We start from the raw sequence: 23,303 nt of genomic DNA, 5'->3' as shown, positions 1-23,303 counted from the left end.
CCCTCTCAGCTCTGCGCCGCGGCCATGACGGCCTCGTCGACGTCGCGTCCCTCCGCCTCGGCCCGCGCCATGGCGTCGAGCACGCGGCGGTAGTCACGCGGCATGATCTTGGTGAAGCGGGCGCCGGCGGCCTCCCAGCCGCCGAGCAGCCGGCGGGCCGCCTCCGAGCCGGTCTCGGCCAGATGCCGTTCCACCAGCGACCCGACGAAGGCCAGGTCGTCCTCGTCGAGCGGCTCCAGGTCGACCATCTCGGTGTTGACCCGCTCGGGCACCAGGTCCAGCACGTAGGCGATGCCGCCGGACATGCCGGCCGCGAGGTTGCGGCCGGTCGGGCCGAGGATCACCGCGCGGCCGCCGGTCATGTACTCGCAGGCGTGGTCGCCGGCGCCCTCGACGACGGCGGTCGCGCCGGAGTTGCGGACGCAGAACCGCTCGCCGACGACGCCGCGGGCGAACAGCTCGCCCGAGGTGGCGCCGTACAGGATGACGTTGCCGCCGATGATCTGCTCCTCGGCCGCGAACGCCGCGTCCGCGGGCGGGCGCAGCGTCAGCCGGCCGCCCGACAGGCCCTTGCCGACGTAGTCGTTGGCGTCGCCGATCAGCCGCAGCGTGATCCCGCGCGGCGTGAACGCGCCGAAGGAGTTGCCCGCCGAGCCGGTGAAGGTGACGTCGATCGTGTCGTCGGGCAGGCCCCGCCCGCCCCACTTCTTGGTCACCTCGTGGCCGAGCATGGTGCCGACGGTCCGGTTGACGTTGCGGATCGGCAGCTCCAGCCGTACCGCGTCACCGAACGCGATCGCGCCCTCGGCGAGCTGGATCAGCGTGTTGTCCAGCGCCTTCTCCAGCCCGTGGTCCTGCTCGGCGACCCGGTGCAGGGCCGCGCCCGCCGGACGGTCCGGCGCGTGCAGGATCGGGGCGAGGTCCAGCCCGGACGCCTTCCAGTGCGCGACGGCCTCGCGGGTGTCGAGCGCCTCCACGTGCCCGATCGCCTCGTTCAGCGAGCGGAACCCGAGCGCGGCCAGGTACTCGCGGACCTCCTCGGCGACGAACTCGAAGAAGTTGACGACGAACTCCGGCTTCCCGGTGAAGCGGCGCCGCAGGACGGGGTTCTGCGTCGCCACGCCCACCGGGCAGGTGTCGAGGTGGCAGACCCGCATCATGACGCAGCCCGACACCACCAGCGGCGCGGTGGCGAAGCCGTACTCCTCCGCGCCGAGCAGCGCGGCGACCACCACGTCCCGGCCGGTCTTCATCTGCCCGTCGGTCTGCACCACGATGCGGTCGCGCAGGCCGTTGAGCAGCAGCGTCTGCTGGGTCTCGGCGAGGCCGAGCTCCCAGGGCGCGCCGGCGTGCTTGAGCGAGGTCAGCGGCGAGGCGCCGGTGCCGCCGTCGTGCCCGGAGACGAGCACCACGTCGGCGTGCGCCTTGGACACGCCCGCCGCGACCGTGCCGACCCCGACCTCGGCGACGAGCTTGACGTGCACGCGCGCCGCCGGGTTGGCGTTCTTCAGGTCGTGGATGAGCTGGGCCAGGTCCTCGATCGAGTAGATGTCGTGGTGCGGCGGCGGGGAGATCAGCCCGACGCCCGGGGTGGAGTGCCGGGTCTTGGCGATCCACGGGTACACCTTGTGGCCGGGCAGCTGGCCGCCCTCGCCGGGCTTGGCGCCCTGCGCCATCTTGATCTGGATGTCGTCGGCGTTGGTGAGGTACTCCGAGGTCACCCCGAACCGCCCGGAGGCCACCTGCTTGATCGCGCTGCGCCGCAGGTCGCCGTTCTCGTCGGGGGTGAAGCGCCGCGGGTCCTCTCCGCCCTCGCCGGTGTTGGACTTGCCGCCGAGGCGGTTCATCGCGATCGCGAGGGTCTCGTGCGCCTCCGCCGAGATCGACCCGTAGGACATCGCGCCGGTGGAGAACCGCTTGACGATCTCCGATACCGGCTCGACCTCGTCGATCGGCACCGGCGCGCGGTCGCCCTCGCGGAGCCGGAACAGCCCGCGCAGCGTCATCAGCTCCTCGGCCTGCGCGTCGACCCGGGCCGTGTACTCCTTGAAGATCTCGTAGCGGCGGGTGCGGGTGGCGTGCTGGAGCTTGAACACCGTGTCCGGGTTGAACAGGTGCGGCTCGCCCTCGCGGCGCCACTGGTACTCGCCGCCGACCTCCAGGGTGCGGTGGGCCGCCTCGTTCCCGCTCCGCGGGTAGGCGCGGCGGTGCCGCTCGGCGACCTCGCGGGCCAGCACGTCGAAGCCGACGCCGCCCAGCCGGGAGGTGGTGCCGGTGAAGCACCGGTCGACGACGGCCGAGCCCAGCCCGATCGCCTCGAAGATCTGCGCCCCGGTGTAGGACGCGACCGTGGACACCCCCATCTTCGACATGACCTTGAGCACGCCCTTGCCGTACGCCTTGACCAGGTTCCGGACGGCCTTCGCCGGGTCCGGGCCCTCGATCGCGCCGCCGCGGACGAGGTCCTCGACGGTCTCGATGGCCAGGTACGGGTTGATCGCGGACGCGCCGTACCCGATGAGCAGCGCCATGTGGTGGCACTCGCGGGCCTCGCCGGTCTCGATCACCAGGCCGACCCGGGTGCGGGTCTTCTCCCTGATCAGATGGTGGTGCACGGCGCCGGTGAGCAGCAGCGACGGGATCGCCGCGCGAGCCGAGTCGGCGCCGCGGTCCGACAGCACGATGATCCGCGCGCCGGCCGCGATGGCCCGGCTCACCTCGGAGCTGATCTCGGCGAGCCGCGCCTGCAGGGCCGCGCCGCCGCCCGCGACGTCGTACAGCCCATGCACGACGTGCGCCTGGAGATGCGGCAGCGATCCCTCGTCGTCGATGTGGATGATCTTGGAGAGCTCGTCGTTGTCCAGGATCGGGGTCGGCAGGACCAGCCGCCGGCACGAGTCCGGGCCGGGCTCCAGCAGGTTGCCCTCCGGGCCGAGCGTGGACTGCAGCGAGGTGACCAATTCCTCGCGGATCGCGTCCAGCGGCGGGTTCGTGACCTGCGCGAACAGCTGCTTGAAGTAGTCGAACAGCAGCCGCGGGCGCTGCGAGAGCACCGCGATGGGCGTGTCGGTGCCCATCGAGCCGATCGGCTCGGCGCCCGTCCGCGCCATCGGGCCGAGGATGACCCGCTGCTCCTCCAGCGTGTACCCGAAGGTCTGCTGGCGCCGCACCAGCGTCTCGTGGGTCGGGATCTCCCGCTCGCGCTGCGGCAGCTCCTCGAAGCGCACGAGCCCCTCGTGCAGCCACCGCGCGTACGGGTGCTCGGCGGCCAGCTCCGCCTTGACCTCGTCGTCCTCGACGATCCGCCCGGCGGCGGTGTCCACCAGGAAGATCTTGCCGGGCTGCAGCCGGCCCTTGCGCACGACCCGGTCCGCGGGGATGTCCAGCACGCCGGCCTCGCTGGCCAGCACGACCAGGCCGTCGTCGGTCACCCAGTAGCGGCCGGGGCGCAGCCCGTTGCGGTCCAGGACGGCGCCGACGACCGTGCCGTCGGTGAAGCTGACGCTGGCGGGGCCGTCCCACGCCTCCATGAGCGTGGAGTGGAACTCATAGAACGCGCGGCGGTCGGCGTCCATCTCGGCGTGGTTCTCCCACGCCTCGGGGATCATCATGAGCACCGCGTGCGGCAGCGAGCGGCCGCCGAGGTGCAGCAGCTCCAGGCACTCGTCGAAGGAGGCCGTGTCGCTGGCCTCGATGTCGATCACCGGGTAGATCCGGGACAGGTCGCCGGGGATCAGGTCCGAGCGCAGCAGCGCCTCGCGGGCCCGCATCCAGTTCCGGTTGCCGCGGACCGTGTTGATCTCGCCGTTGTGCGCGATGAACCGGTACGGGTGGGCCAGCTCCCACGCCGGGAACGTGTTGGTGGAGAACCGCGAGTGGACGAGCGCGATCGCGCTGGTGAAGCGGCGGTCGGACAGGTCCGGGAAGAACGGCTCCAGCTGCGGGGTCGTCAGCATGCCCTTGTAGACGATCGTCCGGCTGGACAGGCTCGGGAAGTAGACCCGGACGTCCTGCTCGGCGCGCTCGCGCATGCAGAACACGACGCGGTCCAGTTCCAGGCCGGTGAGCCCGGCGTGCGGGCCGCCCTTGGCGGCCGTGACGAACAACTGCGCGAAGTGCGGCATGACCCGCCGCGCCGCGGGACCCGTGAACTCGGGGTCGACCGGCAGCGCGCGCCAGCCGAGGACCGACAGTCCCTCCTCGACGCACAGGGTCTCGACGCGGGCGACCGCCGCGGCGCGCTCGTCGCCGTCGGCGGGCAGAAAGGCGATCCCCGCCGCGTAGGCGCCCGCCTCCGGCAGCGGGAAGCCGCAGACCTCGCGGAAGAAGGCGTCCGGGATCTGGACCAGGATGCCGACGCCGTCGCCGTCGTCGGGCTCGGCGCCCACGGCGCCGCGGTGGTCCAGGTTCTTCAGGACGGTCAGGGCGTTCTGGACGATGTCGTGACTCTTGCGCCCATGCAGATCGGCGACCATGCCGACGCCGCACGCGTCGTGCTCGTTGGCCGGGTCGTACAGCCCCTGGGAGTGGGGGCGGCCCGAAGGAGCAGCAGCAGGTGTGAGGGCAGCAGCGGCCATCAACCCTCCCGTCGTCGTCTCGTGTCACTGCTTGATGTCAGTGCAGTCCGGGACGACGTTGGCCCTGCTGCGGTGAGATGACATTACATCACTGCCGGGATCGTGCCCGGCTGCACCGGATCGCGAAACTTCTCCGCGCCGATTACCTGTGGGTCATCTCTGAGTGGTTTAGACCAGGATACCGGGCTGTGACCGGCGCACTCCGCCCCGGAACCGGTGAGGATCATCACCGGAACGGGATGTTTAACCGCACCCAAAAGGAAGGTTGGGGGCTATAACACCCCGATATGGCCCGCCTGCGGAGCCGATGCCGAGCGTCCGCTCAGTGGGCGGCGGCGCGGCCGAGGACCGCGGCCGCCTTCCCGCCCTCGATCAGCAGCGACAGCAGCGTCTCGTCCTTCTCGTCACCGCCGCCGTCAAGGCGCTGCGCCCACGCGACCACGGCGTAGTGCCCCTGCGCCAGCCCCCGGGCCATGCCGAAGCCGCGGCCGAACCCGGCCGCCGCGCCCGGGACGTCCAGCGGCCGGACGAAGCCGCCGCCGCGGGCCTGGTCCAGCAGCCCGACGAACCGGTCGGCGTCCGCCGACCCCGCCAGGTTGAACACCACCACGGCCAGCCCGTAGCCGCGCCCCTTGTCGGCGTAGACCCCCCGCGCCGCCTGCGTGCATCCCCCGCGCCGCAGGTCGGCGGCCACCGTCGCGCCCCAGACGGCGGCGGAGCAGTCGCCGTCCAGCCGCTTGTCCCGCAGGGACAACCGCGCGCCCGACTCGGCCACCCGGACCGTCCCGGCCGAGGACGGGAACGCCTCCTCGATCACCAGCGGCCTCGGGTCCGAGGTCCGCGCGGCGATGGCGGCGTACGCCGCCGACGAGGGCGAACTCGAGTAGGACGAGGGAGAGGGGCCGCTCTCGGCCGGGCGGCCCACCGCCGCCGGCGCGCCCTTGGCCGGCGAGCCGTCGCCGCCGCCGTCCAGCGCCGCCACGACCCCCAGCACGATCACCACGACCACGCCGAGCGCGCCGGCGGCCCCGAAGTACAGCCGCGGCCCGGGCGCCCCGGCGCGTCCGCCGCCTCCCGGCCCCTTGGAGCCCCTGGGACGCCGTGCGGGGCGCGGTCCCCGCCGTGGGCCCGGGGAGGGGGGCTCGGCGGCGGCGGGTCCCTCGGGCTCGTAGGGGCCCGTCCCAGTGCCCGCGCCGGAAGGCCCGGCCTCATGATCGTCGTACGGGGCCGCCCGGTGGCCCGCGGCGGGGTACTCGGGGACCTCCGCCCCGTACTGGGCCGTCTCATGACCCGCGGTGGGATACCCCGCGGCGGGATACGCGGCGCCGGGGGCCTCGTAGGCGTCCGGATAGCCGGAGGTCTCGTAACCCTGCTCCGCGTACCCGGGTGCCTGATGGCCCGGGGTCTCGTAGCCGGGGGCTCCGTACCCGGGGTCCGGGTACCCAGGGTCGGCGTATCCAGGGTCGGGATATGCGGCGTCCGGGTATCCGGGGCCGCCGGGAGGGGGTGACCATTGGTCCGCCTCCGGTACGGCGGCCGCCTCGGGCGCCGGGCCGCCGTACCCTGCGGGCGGGTACGGGCCGTCCTCGCGGGCGGGCGGCCGGGGCGGGGCGGGCTCGTCACGGCGGCGCGGAGAGCGCTCGGATCCGCCGGCGCCCCGGGGCGTCCCGAGGCGGCGGGGCCCGCCCGTACGGCCGGAGGCCCTGCGCGGAGCGGGTTTACGGCCGGAGCGGCTCACCTGGGCGCGGCGGGGGCGGCCGTCGCGGCGGCCGGGTTCATCGGGGTCCACGACGGTGCAGGCTACTGCCCGCGGCGCCGGAACGCGCGCGCCCGCGGGCGGGTCACGGCCTCTTCCCGTTCTTGCCGCCGCCGGACAGGTCCACCCGGCCCCACACGAAGTCGGCGGGCTTCTCGATCACGAGGCTCACGTCGATCATCTCGTTGAGCGAGGCGGGCTGGGCGCCACCGGCCCGCTCCACCCACGTGACGACGGCGTAGTGGCCGTACGTGCGGGCGTAGGCGGCGCTGAACCCTGCGCCGAACCGGGGCACCCCGGGCGGGTTGAGCGGCTTGACCCAGCCGGCGCCGGTGGCGCGGTCGAGATCGCGCTGGATCTGCTTCACGCCCTCCTCGCTCACGAGGTTGATCACGATGAACTGGCCCACGTACTTCTTGTCGGAGCTGACGTAGGCGCCGCGCAGGAGCTGCGAGCAGCCGAACTTCGCCAGGTCGCCCTGCAGGCGCGCGCCCCAGCTGGCGCTCTTGCAGTCGGACGTGAGGTTCGAGGCGGCCAGGCGGAACGAGTACTTGCCGGACGTGAGGGTCTTGGCGTCGCCCGACAGCGCCTCCGCCTCGGTGACCGGCCGCTTGTCGGCGTCCCGGGAGGCGATCTTGGCGAAGCCCTCGCCGCCGAAGTCCGGCGTGTAGGCGGTCGGGGCGATCGTCTTCGCGGACCCGCCCTCGTCGTCACCGCCGCCCAGCACCAGCACGGCCGCGACGGCGATCACCGCCGCCGCCACGACGGCCCCGGCGCCGTAGAGCACCTTCGGGGAGGGAAGCCGCCTGCGGGCGGGCTTGCCGGCGTCGGCCGGCCAGAAGTCCTTCCCCTTCGCGGGCGCGGTCTCGGGGGAGCCTGTGTCACGAGCCTCGATCACGCCCCGGAGCTTAGCGGTCCCGCGCTCCGCGCGGGCCCGAACGGGCGTTTCCTCCGGGATCGCTCTTGTACGCCCTAAAGTCCGTTGGTACCGATGAGGGCGCCCACCCCGTAGGTGATCGCGGCGGCGGCGGCGCCGAACGCGAGCTGCCGCAGCCCGCCGTACCACCAGGCGCGGGTCGTGACCCGCGACACCACCGCCCCGGCGAGGAACAGCCCGAGGGCCGCGACGGCGGCGGCGGGCCACAGCGAGGACGCGCCCAGCAGGTAGGGCAGCACCGGCAGCAGCGCCCCGACCGCGAACGACAGGAACGACGAGCCCGCCGCCAGCAGCGGGGAGGGCAGGTCGCCCGGCGCCACGCCGAGCTCCTCCCGGGCGTGCACCTCCAGGGCCTCCTCGGGGTCGCGCGAGAGCTGCCGGGCGACCTCGGCGGCCGTCTCCGGGTCGACGCCGCGCGACTCGAAGACCGCGGCCAGCTCGCGTTCCTCGGCCGCCGGGTGCCGGGCGAGCTCCAGCCGCTCGACCTCGATCTCCGCCAGGGCCAGCTCCGTCTGCGACGCGACCGAGATGTACTCGCCCGCCGCCATCGAGAACGCGCCCGCGGCCAGCCCCGCGAGCCCGGCGAGCAGGACGACCTTCTGGCTCGCCTGCCCGCCCGCGATGCCCGCGATCAGCGCGAAGTTGGACACCAGCCCGTCCATCGCGCCGAACACCGCGGGCCGCAGCCAGCCCCCGTTGACGTCGCGATGCTGGTGGTGCTGCTCGGGGACGGTCCCGGTCCGCCCGCTCGCCGTCTCGCCCGCCCCGGTCAATCCCCGCCTCTACTTCCCGTTCGCGACGGGCTCTCCCTTCCCTGCCCGCCCGGAGGCGTCGGCGGCACCGTCGCGGCCATTGTCCACGTCCGCTTCGACCTGTTCGTCCACCGGGTCCCCCTTATCGTCCGCTTCCGGCTCAGGGGTCTCGGACTTCGCGGGCTCCGCGGGCTCTTCGGGCTCCTCAGAGTCCTCGGACCGCGGCTCGTCCGCCGCCGGCGCGGTCTCCGGCTCCGCTTCGGCCTCCGGCACCGCCTCGGTCTCGGAGGCGGGCTCCGGTTCGGGCTCGGGCTCGGATTCGGGCGCCGGCTCCGGCTCCTGAGCCACCTCGGCCTCCGGCTCCGGCTCGCCGTCGTCCGGCTCCCGGGCCTCCGGTCCGTCCTTCTCTGGTCCGTCCTCGTGCGGCACCGATCCCGCGCCGGCCTCGGGTTCCGGCTCCCGTTCCGGAGCGGGCTCCTCCCGGGCCTCGTCCGCGGGCTCCCCGTCCTCGCCGGCGACGGGGACGGCCGGGACCTGGGGCTCGTCGCCGGACGGCCCGTCCGCGAGCGGGCGGCCGACGTTCTCCTCGCCGGTGCGGCCCCGGGCCGCGTACAGGTAGGCCACCGCGCCGGCGAAGACGATGATCGAGGTCCAGTCGTTGAGCCGCAGGCCGAGGACGTGGTGGGCGTCGTCGATGCGCAGGGCCTCGATCCAGCCCCGCCCGACGGTGTAGGCGGCGACGTAGAGGGCGAAGGCGCGGCCGTGGGTCAGCTTGTAGCGGCGGTCGGCCCAGATGACGAGGACGGCGACGCCGACGCACCACAGCGACTCGTAGAGGAAGGTCGGGTGGTAGGTGGCGACGTCGGCGTACTTGGGGTCGAGGGGGGCGAGGCCGCTGCCGTCCGACAGGCGCGGGCGCTGCTCCCGGTCGATCTCCAGTGCCCAGAAGGTGTGCAGGGGACGCCCGTACAGCTCCTGGTTCCAGTAGTTGCCCCAGCGGCCGATGGCCTGCGCGAGGGCGATCCCGGGGGCCACCGCGTCACCGAGCGCCAGCACGGAGATCCCGCGCCGGCGGCAGCCGATGTAGGCGCCGAGGGCGCCGAGGGCGACCGCGCCCCAGATGCCGAGGCCGCCCTTCCAGATCTCCAGCGCCCGGGCCGGTTCGCCGTCGGAGCCGAAGTAGCGCTGGTAGTCGGTGAGCACGTGGTAGAGGCGCCCGCCGACCAGGCCGAACGGGACGGCCCACACGGCCACGTCGACGATCACGCCGGGGGCGCCGCCCTTGGCGGCCCAGCGCCGCTCGCCGAGCCAGACCGCGACGACGATGCCGATGATGATCATGATGGCGTAGGCGCGGAGCGGGACGGGCCCGAGGTGCCAGACGCCCTGTGAGGGGCTCGGGATGGAGGCGAGCGGCTGCATGGGCGTTGACGTTACCGCCTCCGGGGCCCGCGGAGCGCGCGTCCCGGCCATGGACCCCGGATCGCCGTCACGCGGTCACCGCTCCGAGACCCGCCGGGGCGCTTCCCCGCGGCGGTTCCGGCGGCGTCGTCAGGGAACGGGCCGCAGGGCGGCCTCCCCGCCCCCGCCCGGGGCGGCGTGCCCCTGCCCGGCGCCGGTGCGCGCGGGAGGCCGGGACCCCGGGGCGCCCTTCGCCGCCTTGCCGACGGCCTTGCGCAGGCCGTCGGCGGATCCGAGCGCGTCACCGGTGACGCGCCTGCCGTCCACGGTCAGGAAGGGCGTGGCGCTGACGCCGGCCTTGCCCGCGTGCGCGGTGGCCTGGTCGACCGTCGTGATCCGCTCGTACCGGCCGACGCACCGGGCGAACTCCGCGCCGCCGACGCCGACCTCGCCCGCCCACGCGACCAGCTGCCGGTTGGTGAAGCCGACGTCGCCCTCGTCGGGCTGGTGGGAGTAGATCCGGTCGTGGTAACGGACCCACCGGTCGGCCGGCGCGCAGGCCGCGGCGTTCGCGGCGCGCCGCGAGTTGGACATCAGCGGCTCCTGCTGGAACAGCTGGAACGGCCGGTAGACGACCTTGGCCCTGCCCTCGGCGGCCAGCTGCTTGATCGTGGCGCCCTGGCGCACCTCCAGGGCCAGGCACGCCGGGCACTGGAAGTCCTCGTACAGCTCCAGGACGGGCGAGTCGACGCCCGGCATCGCCATGGCCACCGAACCGTCCGGCTGCCGGACGGCGGGGGCCAGCGGGCCGTGGTAGTCCACGACGACCCGTCCGCCGCCGGTTCCGCCCCGGGTGAGCGCGAGGACGGCCACCGCGACCATCACCGCGGCCCCGGCGACGGCCGCCAGCACCACCACGAGCGCGCGGCGCCGCCGCTGCCGCGCCGCCGCGAGCGTACGGTCGCCCGCGCGCGGCCCGCGCGCGGCGTGCTGCCCTTCGGCCCTGCCCATCGATCCCCCTACAACTGGTCATCGGTCCGCTACGCAGGGTACGAGCGCGCGGGCCGGGAACCAGCGCGCCGCGCCGTTCCAGGACGGAACGGCGCGGCGTGGGGGCCGGAAGAGGTCAGCCGGTCACTTGCCGCCGCCGGCGGCGAGGACGGCCTGGCGGAGGCTGGCGGAGTTGAGCAGCTGGTCCTTGAGGTCGAGCTGCTTGCCGTCGAGGAAGACCGTCGGCGTGCCCTCGATCTTGCGGGTGTCCAGGGCGTACTTGGTCATGCTGTCGACCTGGGGCTTCTTCTGCCCCTCGGTGACGCACTTCTCGAAGTTCGGGTCGGTGACGCCGACGTCCTTGCCCCACTTCACGAGGTCCTTGGGCGCGAAGCCCTTGGAGCCCTCGGCGGGCTGGAACTTGAAGAGCGCGTCGTGGTAGGAGATCCACTGCGGGGCGGGCACGCACAGCGCCGCCTCGGCGGACCGCAGCGAGTTGATCTTGACGGGGTCGCGCTGCTGGCTGAACAGGTGGAGCGGCCGGTAGACGACCTTCACCTTGCCCTCGGCGGCCAGGTCCTGGATGGTCTTGCCGCTGGCCTTCTCCATCTCCTTGCAGATGGGGCACTGGAAGTCCTCGAAGACCTCCAGGACCGGCTTGTTCACCCCCGGCTTGGCCATCACGACGGCGCCGTCGGCCTCCCGGCTCAGCGGGGCGAGCGCGCCCTTGTGCGCCTCGGCGCGGCCGCTCTTGTCCCGCTGGTCCATGATGAGGACCGTCGCCACGACGATCACCGCCACCGCGACGAGCGAGCCGATGACGATGGCGAGCAGCCGCCGCTGCTTCTGCCGCGCGACCTGCCGCCGTCGCTCGGCGGCCAGGCGCTCCCTCGCGGACCGCTCTCGTGCGGCCTTGCTCATGGATTCTCCTATTGCATGGGGGCCGCGCCACTCCCGCGCGACACGGACCCGGGGAAGACTAGTCGACCTGACCGATCCGCCGGAATTCGTCGAACAGGACGAGGAAGAACAGCAGGACGGTGACCCCGTGAACCGCGGTGCACCACAGGCAGATCTTGTGCAGCACGGCCAGCTCGACGGTGACCAGGTAGACGACCATCAGCACGCCCACCGCCGTGGCCGCGACCCGGCCCCAGCGCAGCGGCGGCCACTGCGAGCGCAGCGCCCACGGCGTGATCAGCACGGCCATGGCGACGAAGAAGGCGAGGCCGAGCAGCGGCATCGGGATCCCCACCAGGGTGGCGTACTCGCTGGTCGTGACCGCGTGGCAGTCGACCTTGCCCGACGTCGAGCACAGCAGGGCCTCGTCGTTGTAGTGCGCGATCGTCAGGTAGACCGACACCCCGAGACCCACCAGGGTCAGGAGCCACGCCGCGCCCTGGAACCACGCGGGCGGCGGCGACGGCGCCGCCGTCCCGCCCTTGTCCCGGGCCGTCATCTCTTGCGTCATCGTGATCCTTCCAGGACCGCCTGCTGCGTCGGCGAACACTCACCCTACGGGAGAGCACGCCTACCACAAGCATGAACCGAGTGGCGGTGTTGACGAGTTCCCGGAAGGCCGGAAAATGCCCATGAAAACAAAGAAAACCGACATTTTACGGACACCGTCCATACACCGGTCCCTCGCCGTCCGGCGCGCCGGACGCGCCGTTCGGCGCGTCCGGCCTACCGGTCAGCGGCCTTTCCGGACGCCTTCGGCGAGCTCCTCGGTGAGCGAGCGCACCGCGGCGAGCCCCGCGGCCGGGTCGGGGGCGTCCAGCAGCCGGCGGATGAACGCCGAGCCGACGATGACGCCGTCGGCGAACCCGGCGACCTCGGCGGCCTGGGCGCCGGTGCCGACGCCGAGCCCGAGGCCGACCGGCAGGGCGCCGCCGTCCGCGGCGATGATCTCCCGGGTCCGCTCGACCAGCCGCGGCGCCCCGGTGTCGACGGCGGAGCGGGCCCCGGTGACGCCCATCAGCGAGGCCGCGTAGACGAAGCCGCGGGACGCGCGGGTGATCGTCTCGATGCGCTCGTCGGTGGAGCTGAGCGCGACGAGGAACACCCGGTCGAGGCCGTGGGCGTCGGACGCGGCGAGCCAGTCCCCGCCCTCCTCCGGGGTGAGGTCGGGCGTGATCAGCCCGGCGCCGCCGGCGCCGGCGAGGTCGCGGGCGAAGGCGTCGACGCCGTAGCGGTCGACGGGGTTCCAGTAGGTCATGACCAGCGTCGGCACGCCCGTGGCGGCGACGGCCTCCACGGTGCGGAACACGTCGGCGACGCGCGCGCCGCCGACGAGCGCCTGGTGCACGGCGTCCTGGATGGTGGGGCCGTCCATCATCGGGTCGGTGTAGGGCAGGCCGATCTCGATGACGTCGCAGCCCGCGTCGACCATGACCCGGGCGGCCTCGATCGCGCCGTCGCGGGTGGGGAACCCGGCGGGCAGGTAGCCGACGAGCGCGGCGCGCCCCTCGGCGGCGGCCTTGTCGTAGGCGGTGCGGACGGTCACCGGCCCTCCTCCTCGGGCATCAGGCCGAAGAAGGTGGCGGCCGTGTGCATGTCCTTGTCGCCGCGGCCGGACAGGCACACCACGAGGGTGGCGTCCGGGCCGAGCTCGCGGCCGACCTTCAGCGCGCCGGCCAGCGCGTGCGCCGACTCGATCGCCGGGATGATCCCCTCCGTGCGGCACAGCAGCGCGAACGCGTCCATCGCCTCGGCGTCGGTGATCTCGCGGTACTCGGCGCGGCCGGAGTCGTGCAGCCAGGAGTGCTCGGGGCCGACGCCGGGATAGTCGAGCCCGGCGGAGATCGAGTGGGTCTCCAGGGTCTGGCCCTCGTCATCCTGCAGCAGGTAGGTCCGCATGCCGTGGATGACGCCGAGGGAGCCGCCGACGAGGGTCGCGGCGTGCCGGCCGGTGGCCACGCCGTCGCCGCCCGCCTCGAACCCGTACAGCCGGACGGAGGCGTCGGGGATGAAGGCGTGGAAGGCGCCGATCGCGTTGGACCCGCCGCCGACGCAGGCGATGACGGCGTCGGGCAGCGCGCCGGTCAGCTCCAGGCACTGCCGGCGGGCCTCCACACCGATGATCCGCTGGAAGTCGCGGACCATCGCCGGGAACGGGTGCGGGCCCATCACGGAGCCGATGCAGTAGTGGGTGTCGGCGACGGTGGCGACCCAGTCGCGGAACGCCTCGTTGCAGGCGTCCTTGAGGGTGCGGCTGCCCGTGCGCACCGGGACGACCTCGGCGCCCAGCATGCGCATGCGGGCGACGTTGAGGGCCTGCCGCTCGGTGTCGACCTCGCCCATGTAGACGGTGCAGGTGAGGCCGAGCAGCGCCGCGGCCGTCGCGGTCGCGACGCCGTGCTGGCCCGCGCCCGTCTCGGCGATCACGCGGGACTTGCCCATCCGGCGGGCGAGCAGCGCCTGGCCGAGTACATTGTTGATCTTGTGGGAGCCGGTGTGGTTGAGGTCCTCGCGCTTGAGCAGCACGCGGGCGCCGCCGGCGTGCTCGGCGAAGCGCCGGGCCTCGGTCAGCAGGCTCGGGCGGCCCGCGTAGTTCGCGAGCAGGTCGTCCAGCTCGGAGGTGAAGGCGGGGTCGTCCTTGGCGGTCTCGAACTCGCGGGTGAGCTCGTCCAGCGCCGCCATCAGCGCCTCGGGGGCGAAGCGTCCGCCGAAGGGGCCGAAGTGGCCCGTCGCGTCGGGCACGGCCGAGCCGTGCGCGGTGTCGGTGGTCATGAGGGAAAACGCGTCCTGTCGTGCGGGAGTGTGGGCGATCCGGTCAGTGTGACGTCGGAAAGGCCCGCCATCGCTCGCGCAGCGGCTCGTTCTGCATGGCCGTACCCTACTGGTTGCCTTCCGGTGCCGGTCAGCTGCCCTGCCGCAGCGCGGGGTGCGCGCCGGCGGCGACGAGGTCGGCGACCGCCGACCTCGGGTCCTTGCCGATCACCAGGCTCTCCCCCACCAGCACCGCGTCGGCGCCGTGCGAGGCGTAGGCGAGCAGGTCGTGCGGGCCGCGCACACCGGACTCGGCGATCTTGACGACGTCCTTGGGGATCAGCGGGGCGACCCGCGCGAACACGCCCCGGTCGACCTGGAGGGTGCGCAGGTCGCGCGCGTTCACCCCGATGACCCGGGCGCCCGCCTCGACGGCGCGGGCCACCTCGTCCTCGGTGTGGACCTCGACCAGCGGCAGCAGCCCGATCGACTCGGCCCGCTCCACCAGCGACACCAGCGCGTCCTGCTCCAGGGCCGCGACGATCAGCAGGGCCATGTCGGCGCCGTGGGCCCGCGCCTCCCACAGCTGGTAGGAGGTGACGATGAAGTCCTTGCGCAGCAGGGCCACGTCGACGTTCGCGCGGACCTCGGCGAGGTCGTCCAGGCTGCCCCCGAAGCGGCGCCGCTCGGTCAGCACGCTGATCACCCGGGCGCCGCCGGCCTCGTAGTCGCGGGCCAGCGCCGCCGGGTCGGCGATCGCCGCGAGCGCGCCCTTGGACGGGCTGCTGCGCTTGACCTCGGCGATGACCGACACCCCCTGGCCGCGCAGCGCGGCGAGCGCGTCCCGCGGCGGCGCCGCCTGCGCCGCCCGTTCCTTGAGGGCATCGAGCGGAACCTCCCGCTGCCTCTCCGCGAGATCGGCCCGGACGCCCTCGATGATCTCGTCCAGCACGCTCAAGGTGGTAGGCCCCCTATTTCAGGTCGTTCCGTGCACCGATCGTAGCCGCCCCGGCGGACGTTCCTCGCACCAGGGAGGGCCCTCCGGGCGCCCGCCGGACCCTCCCGCCGGAGCCGCCCGGTGGCGGTCGGCGCACGTCACGGGGCCAGGGCGTGCGCGAACGGCAGGTTGCGGACGACCCAGTAGACGATCAGAAGGCCGATGAAGCCGTAGACCACCTTCGGCCGGAAGAGGGCCGAGCGCATCGGCAGGCCGCGGACGGACCGCGCCACCCACCTCACGTAGAGGTGGGCGAACACCGGCAGCAACATCAGCACCATCGGGTTCAGGCCGAACGCCTCGCCCACGCGCCCGTGCGCGAGCGCGTGGACCATTCGCATCGTCCCGCAGCCCGGGCAGTAGAGGCCGGTGGCGAACAGGAAGGGGCAGGCCGGGTAATGGCCGGGTTCGTTCGGATCCACGAACGCGAGCAGAGCCGATCCGGCGGCGACGGCGGCGAGCACCGCCGCGGGCGCCAGTAGACGCCGCGCGCTCCCCCGCCCGCGCGTCCGCGGCCGCACAGGCACTCCGGTCACGCCCACCACCCTAAGCCGTTCCCACCGCGCCCGGCGGGCACGTCGACCGAGCGAGCACCGGGCTATGCGTCCAGCACGTAGCCGACGCCCCGGACGGTCCGGATGGGGCTGCCGTCGCCGAGCTTGGCGCGCAGCTGGGCGATGTGCACGTCGACGGTGCGGCTTCCGGCGCCCGCCCCGGGGCCCCAGGCGGCGTCGAGGAGCTGCTCGCGGGTGAACACCCGGCCCGTATTGCCCATCAGGAATTCCAGCAGGTCGAACTCGGTGGCCGTCAGGGACACCCGCCTGTCTCCGACGGACGCGGACCGGTCGCCCGGGTCGAGCACGACGGCTCCCGCGCGCAGCAGGCCGGTCGTCTCCGGCGGCCCGCCGCGGCGCAGGGCCTCGCCCACCGCGCCGACCAACACCCGGGGGCCGAACGGGCGGCTCACGCGGTGCCGGCCGAGGACGCGGGCGACCGCCGGGTCGGCGGTGCCGGTGACGGCGACGACCGGTGCGGGCGCGGCCGCGGCGGCGACCCGGCGGTACAGGTCTGCGGGCAGCGCGGAGGTGGACAGGTCGAGGACGACCACGTCGGGACGGACGCGCTCGGCGGTGCGGGGCGCCCGCGCGGGGTCGGCCTCGAACTCCACGGCGAAGCCCTCCCGGGCGAGGTAGCGGCGCTCGAGCTCGGCGACGGCCGGGTCGTGCTCGACGACGAGGACGACCCCGCCGCCGTCGGCGGTCACCGGCGGCCGTCCCGGCGGGCCGTCGGATCCTCTCCCCTGTCGAGCGACCTCCACATCGCGGCGGCGTCGACCGCGGCGGGCTCGGCGGGCTCGTCCGGGGCGGGTTCGTCCCGCTCCGCGGCGTGGGGGGCCGCCCCGTCCTCGCGCGGCCCGTCCTCGCCGTGGGGCGAGGGAACGGCGCCGGCGGCCTTCGCGCCGGGCGCGGCCCGGTCGTAGCGGGAGGACAGGCCCGGCCAGCGGGTACCGCGGGCGAGCACGACGAGCCCCGCGACGGCGAGGACGACCCCGCCGGTCACCGAGACGATCCACCATAGGTTCACGTCGAGCCTCGGATGGGCGTCGAGGCCGAGCAGGGTGCTGTGGTCCGCGACCGCGGTCAGCACGTTCGAGCGCTGCACCGCCGTCGTCGAGGCGTAGACGACGCCGGCGCCGAACGCGGCGATGAGGGCGCCCACGGCGGCGCGGACCCGGCCGGCGGTGGCGAACAGCGCGGCGAGCCCGGCGAGGCCCGCGAGTCCGAGGGCGCCGGGGGCGGCGCCGAGGTCGCGGCCGCTCAGGCCCTTGGCGACGGGGGTGATGGAGTCCCCGGCGCGCACGGTGACCCAGGTTCGGCCGGCGGCGAGCAGCGCGAGCCCGGCCCCGGCGGCGCACAGCAGCGCCGCCAGGCCGCGTTCACGCCCGGGGGTCATGAGCCGGTGTCAGGGCGTTCCCCGACGGCGGCGTCGAGCACGTCGGCGTCCCAGCAGGTGCGGTCCCCGGTGTGGCAGGCCCCGCCGATCTGGTCGACCTTGACGAGGATGGCGTCGGCGTCGCAGTCCAGGGCCACCGACTTCACCCACTGCTGGTGCCCGGAGCTCTCGCCCTTCACCCAGTACTCCTGGCGGCTGCGCGACCAGTAGGTGCAGCGGCCGGTGGTGAGGGTGCGGTGCAGGGCCTCGTCGTCCATCCACCCGAGCATGAGCACCTCGCCGGTGTCGTACTGCTGGGCGATGGCGGGCAGGAGGCCGTCGGCGTTCCGCTTGAGGCGGTCGGCGATCTTGGGGTCCAGGTTGGACGATCGAACGGACATGGGCTCCATTGTGCAGGGTGCGGGCCCAAGGGCGGCACCACCCCCGTGGGCGAGTCCATGCCGAGGCCGCGCGGAGCCACCGCGGCGCCTGCGGGACGACGCGCCGCGCGAGCCCTGGGACGGGGACGGGGACGGGGACGGGGACGGGGACGGGGACGGGCGCAACGAAAGGACCCGGCCCCCCTTGGGAGAAGAGGAGCCGGGCCCTGACGTACGACTACGGGTGTTACAGGGGGACGACCTGGTCGGCCTGGGGACCCCGGTTACCCTGCGTCACCTCGAACTGGACGCGCTGATTCTCGTCCAGCGTGCGGTATCCGGAGGTCTGGATAGCCGAGTAGTGCACGAAGACGTCCGGCCCTCCGCCGTCCACGGCGATGAAGCCGAAGCCCTTCTCGGCGTTGAACCACTTCACGGTGCCCTGCTGGGGCATGTCTTTCTCCTTGCGGCAAAACACGGGCCCACACCTCGCGGGCCCGGCGCGGTCGCTGCGGAACGCTCTCGCCCACCGGTACGGTCCCGGAAAAGCCAAAACGCCCGCTGCCATCAGTCCGCGGGCGTCTGGACAAACGATCGAGAACCACGACTGCAACCGACGGCCCCACCGTATCACCGCTTCCGCGTAAAGCGGAGGAGCTACAAGCCTTCCGATTCTCCTCTCGGCGAACCCTGCCGTTACCTGCCCGTTAAAGACTCCAACCGGTCTCGGTCAGGGTCTTGACAGAGTCCGTGGGCCCCGTCAGCCGGACCCTCGCGACGTCCCTCCGCCCCGTCGCCCACAGCACGAGTTCGCCCACGGGGCCGTGCACGCGCACGGGACCGCGCGGTCCGCCGCGCCCGCCCCGGCCGCCGCCCGAGACGCGCAGGGACCTGCCGTCCGGCTGGACGAGCGTTACCTCAACGTGAACTTTCCTTAGGACAAAGCGGGCAATTCTTATCCTGCGCCAGAGAAGTTCCTCGAGTTCACGGGAGGTGTCGCGCGGCTCCCAGTCCGAGCGCGCGCGCAGGATGTCCTCGTGGTGAACAAAGAACTCCACGGCGTTGGCGTTTTTGTCCACACCGGGAAGCGCGTACGGCGAGAACTTCGGCGGACCCCGCCGAAACCGTTCCACCAGCCCGTCGAAGGCGGCCGAGCGCGCCGTACGGCGCCGTACGCGCTCAGAGTAGAAGGCGAGCGGGGGCACGAGCATTCCCGGCGGGACGTCCGGCCGGGACTCGCGGACGACCAGATGGGCGGCCAGGTCGCGGGCGCTCCAGCCGGCGCAGCGGGTCGCCGCGCCGGGGCCCGCGGCGGCGAGGGCGGCGGCCAGAAGCGCCCGCTCGCGCCGCACCGGGCCGGGGACGGCGGGCCGGGAGCGGGCGGCGCCGCCCGCGGGCGTGCTCATGGGGTGATCGTAGGGGCCCGGACGCCGGCCGGGAATAAGCGTCGGGGCGACATGGTAGGCAATATCCGGGCCCGTATACCCCCACAGCGCCGAACGACAGGGGGCAATTCCCCCGGGCTCCGCCGTGATCGAGGAGTCGCCGTGCCACCTGCGTCCAGACGTCCCGTCCCGCATGTACTGCGGGACGGCTTCCGTGTACTGAGAGTCGCCGTCAGGGCGGAGCCGAGGGTCTTCACGATCTCGGTGGCCGCCAGCGCCGTGTACGCCGCGATGACGGTGACGACCGCGCAGGTGCTGGGGTGGGTGACGCAGGACGTCGTGCTCCCGGCGTTCCGCTCCGGGCACACCACCGCGGGCGCGCTCGCAGGCGCCGCCGCCGCCGTCACGGGCGTGGCGCTTCTCAAAGCGCTCGGGGTCGCGGGCCGCCGGTTCTACGCGGGCGTGATGCAGTACCGGCTTCAGGCCCGATACCGCCGCGCCGTGACCCGGCAGTACCTGCGGCTGCCGCTGGCCTGGCACCACCGGCACCCGACCGGGCAGCTGCTGTCGAACGCCAACGCCGACGTGGAGGCGGTGTGGGCGCCGATCGCGCCGCTGCCGATGGCCGTCGGCGTGGTGTTCATGCTGCTGATCTCCGCGGTGTCGATCATGCTGACCGACCTCGCGGTGGCCGGCGTCGGCTTCCTGATCTTCCCGGCGGTCGCGCTGCTCAACGTGGCCTACCAGCGGCGCCTGGCGCCGGTCGCGACGCGGGCGCAGCGGCTGCGCGCCGAGGTCAGCGAGGTCGCGCACGAGAGCTTCGAGGGCGGCCTGGTGGTCAAGACCCTCGGCCGCGAGTGGGCGGAGACCGAGCGGTTCGAGGAGCGGGCCCTGGCGCTGCGCGACGCGAACGTGGCGGTCGGCCGGATCCGCGGGCTGTTCGACCCGATCCTGGAGGCGCTGCCGAACCTGGGGGTCCTCGCCGTCCTGCTGATCGGGTCGCTGCGGCTGGAGGCGGGCGCGATGACGGCGGGCGACCTCGTGCACGTCGCCTACCTGTTCACGCTGCTGGCCTGGCCGATCCGCGCGCTGGGCTGGGTCCTGGCCGAGGTGCCGCGCAGCGTCGTCGGCTGGGAGCGGGTCCGGGGCGTCCTGGACGCCTCGGGCTCGCTCCCGTTCGGGGACGCCGCGCTCGGCGAGGACAAGGCCGCCGCGCTGGAGGTCCGGGACGTCCGGTTCGCCTATCAGGACTCCGAGAGCACGGGCGACGGCACGGGCGGGAACGCGGGCGGCGGCGCCCGCACGGTGCTGCGCGACGTGTCGTTCACCGCGACGCCGGGCCGCACGGTCGCGGTGGTGGGCCCGACCGGGTCCGGCAAGTCCACGCTGACCTCGCTGCTCGTCCGCCTGGTCGACCCGGCGGACGGGTCGGTGCTGCTGGACGGAGTGGATCTGCGGGACGTCCGGCGGGGCGGCGTGGCCGCGACCGCCGCGCTGGTCCCGCAGCAGACGTTCCTGTTCGACGACACCGTCCGCGGGAACGTGACAATGGGGCTCGACGTGCCGGACGAGCGCGTCTGGGAGGCGCTGCGCCTCGCGCAGGCGGACGGGTTCGTGGCGGGGCTCGCGGACGGGCTCGACACCCGCGTGGGCGAGCGCGGGGCGACGCTGTCGGGCGGGCAGCGCCAGCGGCTCGCGCTGGCGCGCGCGCTGGTGCGGCGCCCGCGGCTGCTGGTCCTGGACGACGCCACGTCCAGCGTCGACCCGCAGGTGGAGGCGAGGATCCTGCACAGCCTGCGGGAGGCCCAGTCGGCGGGCGAGGGCGGCGGGGCGACCGTCGTCGTCGTCGCCTACCGCAAGGCGACGATCGCGCTGGCCGACGAGGTCGTTCTCCTGGAGCGCGGCCGTGTGACCGGGCGCGGCACGCACGCCGAGCTGCTGCGCTCCTCGGAGGGCTACCGCGAGCTCGTCAACGCCTATGAGCGGGCCGAGGCGGAGCAGGAGACCGTCCAGGACCGGGACGGCGACGCGGCCGAGGACGAGAGCGCCGGCGGGATCGCCGGCGGTGAGGAGGCCGTGGCGTGACGGCGCTGAGCGAGAGAGCGGCCGACGAGGGCGCGCTGAGCACGCTGCGGCGGGGGCTGCGGCTGACCCCGGAGTTCCGGACGGGGCTGGCGGGGACGCTGGCGCTGGCCCTGGCGTCGACGGCGGGGCGCGTGGTGGTGCCCATCGCCGTCCAGCAGACGATCGACCGGGGGCTGGGGCGGCCGGGCGGTCCCGACATCGGGTTCATCAGGGCGGCGGTGCTGCTGTGCGCCCTCGCGGTGCTGCTGACGGCGGTGTGCGCCTACGCGATGAACGTGCGCCTCTACAGGACGTCCGAGGCCGGCCTGGCGGGCCTGCGGGTGCGGGCGTTCCGGCACGTCCACGACCTGTCGATGCTCACCCAGAGCGGGGAGCGGCGGGGCTCGCTGGTGTCGCGGGTGACCGGGGACGTCGACCAGATCAGCCAGTTCATGCAGGCCGGCGGGCTGATGTTCATCGTGTCGATCGGGCAGCTGGTCGTGGCCAGCGTGCTGATGCTGGTGTACTCGTGGCAGCTGGCCCTGCTGGTGTGGGCCGCGTTCCTGCCGCTGGCGTTCGCGCTGCGCCGCTTCCAGCGGATCGTGTCGGCGGCCTACACGCGCGTCCGCGAGCGCATGGGCGACCTGCTGGCCGCGGTCAGCGAGTCGGTGGTGGGCGCGCCGGTGATCCGCGCGTACGCGGCCGAGGAGCGCACCGGAGGCCGGGTGGACGCGACGGTCGAGGCGCACCGCGCCACCCAGATCCGGTCGCAGGCGCTGGTGGCGATGACGTTCCCCACCAGCGAGCTGGTCGCGGCGTTCGCCACGGCCGCGGTCGTGGTGGCCGGGGTGCTGCTGGGCGTCGGCGGGCACCTGTCGGCGGGCCGGCTGATCGCCTTCCTGTTCCTGGTCACGCTGTTCGTCAGCCCGATGCAGACGGCCACCGAGGTCCTCAACGAGGCGCAGAACGCGATCGCCGGGTGGCGGCGGGTCCTGGGCGTGCTCGACACCGTCCCGGACGTCGCGGACCCGGGCGAGGACGGCGTGACGCTGCCGCGCGGCCCGATCGAGGTGCGCTTCGAGTCGGTCGGGTTCGCCTACCCCGGCGGCCCGCCCGTCCTGCACGAGGTGAACGCCGAGATCGCGCCCCGCGGCCGGATCGCGATCGTGGGCCAGACCGGCTCGGGCAAGACCACCTTCGCCAAGATCCTCACGCGGCTCATGGACCCGACCGCGGGACGGGTCCTCGTGGACGGCGTCCCGCTCGGCCGGGTGCGGTTCTCGTCACTGCGCGAGCGGATCGTGATGGTGCCGCAGGACGGCTTCCTCTTCGACGCCTCCCTCGCGGACAACATCAGGTACGGGCGTCCCGGCGCCTCCGACGAGGACCTCGCCGCCGCGCTGGCGGAGCTGGGCCTCGCCGACTGGCTCGACGGGCTCCCCCGGGGCCTGGACACGCCCGTCGGGCAGCGCGGGGAGTCGCTGTCGGCCGGGGAGCGCCAGCTCGTCGCGCTGGCCCGCGCCTACATCGCCGACCCCGACCTGCTCGTGCTGGACGAGGCGACCTCGGCCGTCGACCCGGCGACCGAGGTGCGGATCCAGCGCGCCCTCGACGGCGTGACCCGCGGCCGGACGGCGATCTCCATCGCGCACCGGCTCTCCACCGCCGAGGCGGCGGACGAGGTGATCGTCTTCGAGGCGGGCCGGATCGTCCAGCGCGGCCCGCACGCCGAGCTGGTCGCGCGGCCGGGGGTGTACGCCGGCCTGCACGCCTCCTGGGCGGCCCAGCGAGCCCTCTGACCTCATGAAGGACATGACTACCTGCGGTAAAGCACTTGCCCGATATCTGGTCCAGTGCGCATTCTGCTGGGGTGAGCAACGAGGTCGTGTTGGAATCAGCGGGCACGCTGCACGGACAGCTGCAGCGGGGGTTGGGCAGGGCGGCGCGGCGCGCGGCCGACGAGCCGGGCGCGGGCGAGTACGTCTATGACTGCGTCCGCCGGGATCCGCGCTGGGATCGCCAGTGCGAGGACCGGGGGCTGTACTACGCCAGGTTGATGGTCGATCTCGAGATGCCGGTCGGGCCGGTCGCCGAGCACCTGTTCGCCCCGGCCGGCTCCGGCGCCGGCGGCGGCGACCGGGAGGACGCCGACGAGGGCCGTGTGCAGCTCGCCCTCGCGGTCCTCGCCGGCCTCGTGCGGCTGAGCCGGCGCGAGGCGGCGGGGCCGCTGCGGCGGTACGCCGAGGAGGGCGCGCACTGGTCGCTGGCGCTGGACGAGCTGATCGCCCTGGACGACCCGTCCCTCACGGCCGGGCTGGACGAGCTGGTCACCGCCCGTTGTGACGAGGCCGAGCTGACGATGCTGCTGCCGGGCGGGTACAGCCGGGTGGTGGAGACGTGGGCGGCGCGGCAGCCGCGGAT

Annotated in this window: 19 protein-coding genes and 1 pseudogene; 3 read left to right on the top strand and 17 right to left on the bottom strand. The window is 73.9% G+C overall.

Going from position 1 to position 23,303, the window contains the following annotated elements; all coding sequences use genetic code 11:
- Nucleotides 1-5: 5 nt before the first annotated feature.
- From gltB to E1291_RS11595, 17 genes are all read right to left on the bottom strand, one after another.
- Nucleotides 6-4,577: a glutamate synthase large subunit gene (gene gltB / locus E1291_RS11675; protein WP_131737779.1), complete on the bottom strand. Its 4,572-nt coding sequence runs from the start codon at nt 4,575-4,577 to the stop codon at nt 6-8.
- Between the two features lie 322 nt (nt 4,578-4,899).
- Nucleotides 4,900-6,366 carry a hypothetical protein gene (locus E1291_RS11670; RefSeq protein ID WP_131737778.1) on the bottom strand — a complete coding sequence of 489 codons (1,467 nt, stop codon included), beginning with the start codon at nt 6,364-6,366 and terminating at the stop codon, nt 4,900-4,902.
- Between the two features lie 52 nt (nt 6,367-6,418).
- Complete coding sequence (locus E1291_RS11665; RefSeq protein ID WP_165495076.1) at nt 6,419-7,231, bottom strand: hypothetical protein; 813 nt, start codon at nt 7,229-7,231, stop codon at nt 6,419-6,421.
- Nucleotides 7,232-7,305: 74 nt separating this feature from the next.
- Nucleotides 7,306-8,043 carry a VIT1/CCC1 transporter family protein gene (locus tag E1291_RS11660; protein ID WP_242614088.1) on the bottom strand — a complete coding sequence of 246 codons (738 nt, stop codon included), beginning with the start codon at nt 8,041-8,043 and terminating at the stop codon, nt 7,306-7,308.
- Between the two features lie 9 nt (nt 8,044-8,052).
- Complete coding sequence (gene lgt / locus E1291_RS11655; RefSeq protein WP_131737776.1) at nt 8,053-9,444, bottom strand: prolipoprotein diacylglyceryl transferase; 1,392 nt, start codon at nt 9,442-9,444, stop codon at nt 8,053-8,055.
- Between the two features lie 129 nt (nt 9,445-9,573).
- On the bottom strand, nt 9,574-10,434 hold the full coding sequence (locus tag E1291_RS11650; protein ID WP_131737775.1) for a DsbA family protein: 861 nt from the start codon (nt 10,432-10,434) through the stop codon (nt 9,574-9,576).
- Nucleotides 10,435-10,557: 123 nt separating this feature from the next.
- Complete coding sequence (locus tag E1291_RS11645) at nt 10,558-11,334, bottom strand: DsbA family protein (RefSeq protein WP_131737774.1); 777 nt, start codon at nt 11,332-11,334, stop codon at nt 10,558-10,560.
- Nucleotides 11,335-11,392: 58 nt separating this feature from the next.
- On the bottom strand, nt 11,393-11,884 hold the full coding sequence (locus E1291_RS11640) for a vitamin K epoxide reductase family protein (protein ID WP_131737773.1): 492 nt from the start codon (nt 11,882-11,884) through the stop codon (nt 11,393-11,395).
- Between the two features lie 222 nt (nt 11,885-12,106).
- Entirely contained in the window at nt 12,107-12,919 is an 813-nt protein-coding gene (gene trpA / locus E1291_RS11635; protein WP_131737772.1) for a tryptophan synthase subunit alpha, read from the bottom strand.
- Entirely contained in the window at nt 12,916-14,145 is a 1,230-nt protein-coding gene (gene trpB / locus E1291_RS11630; RefSeq protein WP_131737771.1) for a tryptophan synthase subunit beta, read from the bottom strand. Before trpB ends, trpA begins: the two co-directional genes overlap by 4 nt.
- A 130-nt stretch (nt 14,146-14,275) precedes the next feature.
- On the bottom strand, nt 14,276-15,082 hold the full coding sequence (gene trpC / locus E1291_RS11625; protein WP_131737770.1) for an indole-3-glycerol phosphate synthase TrpC: 807 nt from the start codon (nt 15,080-15,082) through the stop codon (nt 14,276-14,278).
- A 137-nt stretch (nt 15,083-15,219) separates the two neighbouring features.
- On the bottom strand, nt 15,220-15,657 hold the full coding sequence (locus tag E1291_RS11620) for a DUF2752 domain-containing protein (RefSeq protein WP_242614087.1): 438 nt from the start codon (nt 15,655-15,657) through the stop codon (nt 15,220-15,222).
- Nucleotides 15,658-15,719: 62 nt separating this feature from the next.
- Nucleotides 15,720-16,385 (bottom strand): response regulator transcription factor, encoded by a 666-nt coding sequence (locus tag E1291_RS11615; RefSeq protein ID WP_131737769.1) that lies wholly within the window; start codon nt 16,383-16,385, stop codon nt 15,720-15,722.
- Nucleotides 16,382-17,074: a Trp biosynthesis-associated membrane protein gene (locus tag E1291_RS43210; protein WP_131737768.1), complete on the bottom strand. Its 693-nt coding sequence runs from the start codon at nt 17,072-17,074 to the stop codon at nt 16,382-16,384. The genes E1291_RS11615 and E1291_RS43210 overlap by 4 nt, the downstream gene beginning before the upstream one ends.
- Nucleotides 17,071-17,454: a phosphoribosyl-AMP cyclohydrolase gene (gene hisI, locus E1291_RS11605; protein ID WP_131737767.1), complete on the bottom strand. Its 384-nt coding sequence runs from the start codon at nt 17,452-17,454 to the stop codon at nt 17,071-17,073. The genes E1291_RS43210 and hisI overlap by 4 nt, the downstream gene beginning before the upstream one ends.
- Before the next feature lie 226 nt (nt 17,455-17,680).
- Nucleotides 17,681-17,887: a cold-shock protein gene (locus E1291_RS11600; RefSeq protein ID WP_026405868.1), complete on the bottom strand. Its 207-nt coding sequence runs from the start codon at nt 17,885-17,887 to the stop codon at nt 17,681-17,683.
- A gap of 253 nt (nt 17,888-18,140) precedes the next feature.
- Nucleotides 18,141-18,839, bottom strand: a complete 699-nt coding sequence (locus E1291_RS11595; protein WP_131737766.1) for a TIGR03085 family metal-binding protein — start codon at nt 18,837-18,839, stop codon at nt 18,141-18,143.
- Nucleotides 18,840-18,980: 141 nt separating this feature from the next.
- On the opposite strand from E1291_RS11595, the gene E1291_RS11590 reads away from it, so the two are divergent.
- The 3 genes and pseudogenes from E1291_RS11590 to E1291_RS11580 form a co-directional block, all read left to right on the top strand.
- Nucleotides 18,981-20,903, top strand: a complete 1,923-nt coding sequence (locus tag E1291_RS11590) for an ABC transporter ATP-binding protein (protein WP_242614086.1) — start codon at nt 18,981-18,983, stop codon at nt 20,901-20,903.
- Nucleotides 20,900-22,681, top strand: a complete 1,782-nt coding sequence (locus E1291_RS11585) for an ABC transporter ATP-binding protein (RefSeq protein ID WP_131737764.1) — start codon at nt 20,900-20,902, stop codon at nt 22,679-22,681. The genes E1291_RS11590 and E1291_RS11585 overlap by 4 nt, the downstream gene beginning before the upstream one ends.
- Before the next feature lie 71 nt (nt 22,682-22,752).
- Nucleotides 22,753-23,303 (top strand): annotated as a pseudogene (locus E1291_RS11580) (hypothetical protein); the annotation flags it as partial.

The organism is Actinomadura roseirufa (genome assembly GCF_900659635.1).
In the GTDB taxonomy this organism is placed as follows: domain Bacteria; phylum Actinomycetota; class Actinomycetes; order Streptosporangiales; family Streptosporangiaceae; genus Spirillospora; species Spirillospora roseirufa.
Note: the sequence above shows the minus strand (reverse complement) of the source record. Positions and strands in the feature narration are given on the sequence as shown.

Excerpts from the sequence above, each read along its gene's own strand:
- E1291_RS11595 (WP_131737766.1), bottom strand. The coding sequence starts at position 18,839 with ATGAGCACGCCCGCGGGCGGCGCCGCCCGCTCCCGGCCCGCCGTCCCC.
- E1291_RS43210 (WP_131737768.1), bottom strand. The coding sequence starts at position 17,074 with ATGACCCCCGGGCGTGAACGCGGCCTGGCGGCGCTGCTGTGCGCCGCC.
- trpB (WP_131737771.1), bottom strand. The coding sequence starts at position 14,145 with ATGACCACCGACACCGCGCACGGCTCGGCCGTGCCCGACGCGACGGGC.
- E1291_RS11645 (WP_131737774.1), bottom strand. The coding sequence starts at position 11,334 with ATGAGCAAGGCCGCACGAGAGCGGTCCGCGAGGGAGCGCCTGGCCGCC.
- E1291_RS11640 (WP_131737773.1), bottom strand. The coding sequence starts at position 11,884 with ATGACGCAAGAGATGACGGCCCGGGACAAGGGCGGGACGGCGGCGCCG.
- lgt (WP_131737776.1), bottom strand. The coding sequence starts at position 9,444 with ATGCAGCCGCTCGCCTCCATCCCGAGCCCCTCACAGGGCGTCTGGCAC.
- gltB (WP_131737779.1), bottom strand. The coding sequence starts at position 4,577 with ATGGCCGCTGCTGCCCTCACACCTGCTGCTGCTCCTTCGGGCCGCCCC.
- E1291_RS11600 (WP_026405868.1), bottom strand. The coding sequence starts at position 17,887 with ATGCCCCAGCAGGGCACCGTGAAGTGGTTCAACGCCGAGAAGGGCTTC.
- E1291_RS11650 (WP_131737775.1), bottom strand. The coding sequence starts at position 10,434 with ATGGGCAGGGCCGAAGGGCAGCACGCCGCGCGCGGGCCGCGCGCGGGC.
- hisI (WP_131737767.1), bottom strand. The coding sequence starts at position 17,454 with ATGTCCGTTCGATCGTCCAACCTGGACCCCAAGATCGCCGACCGCCTC.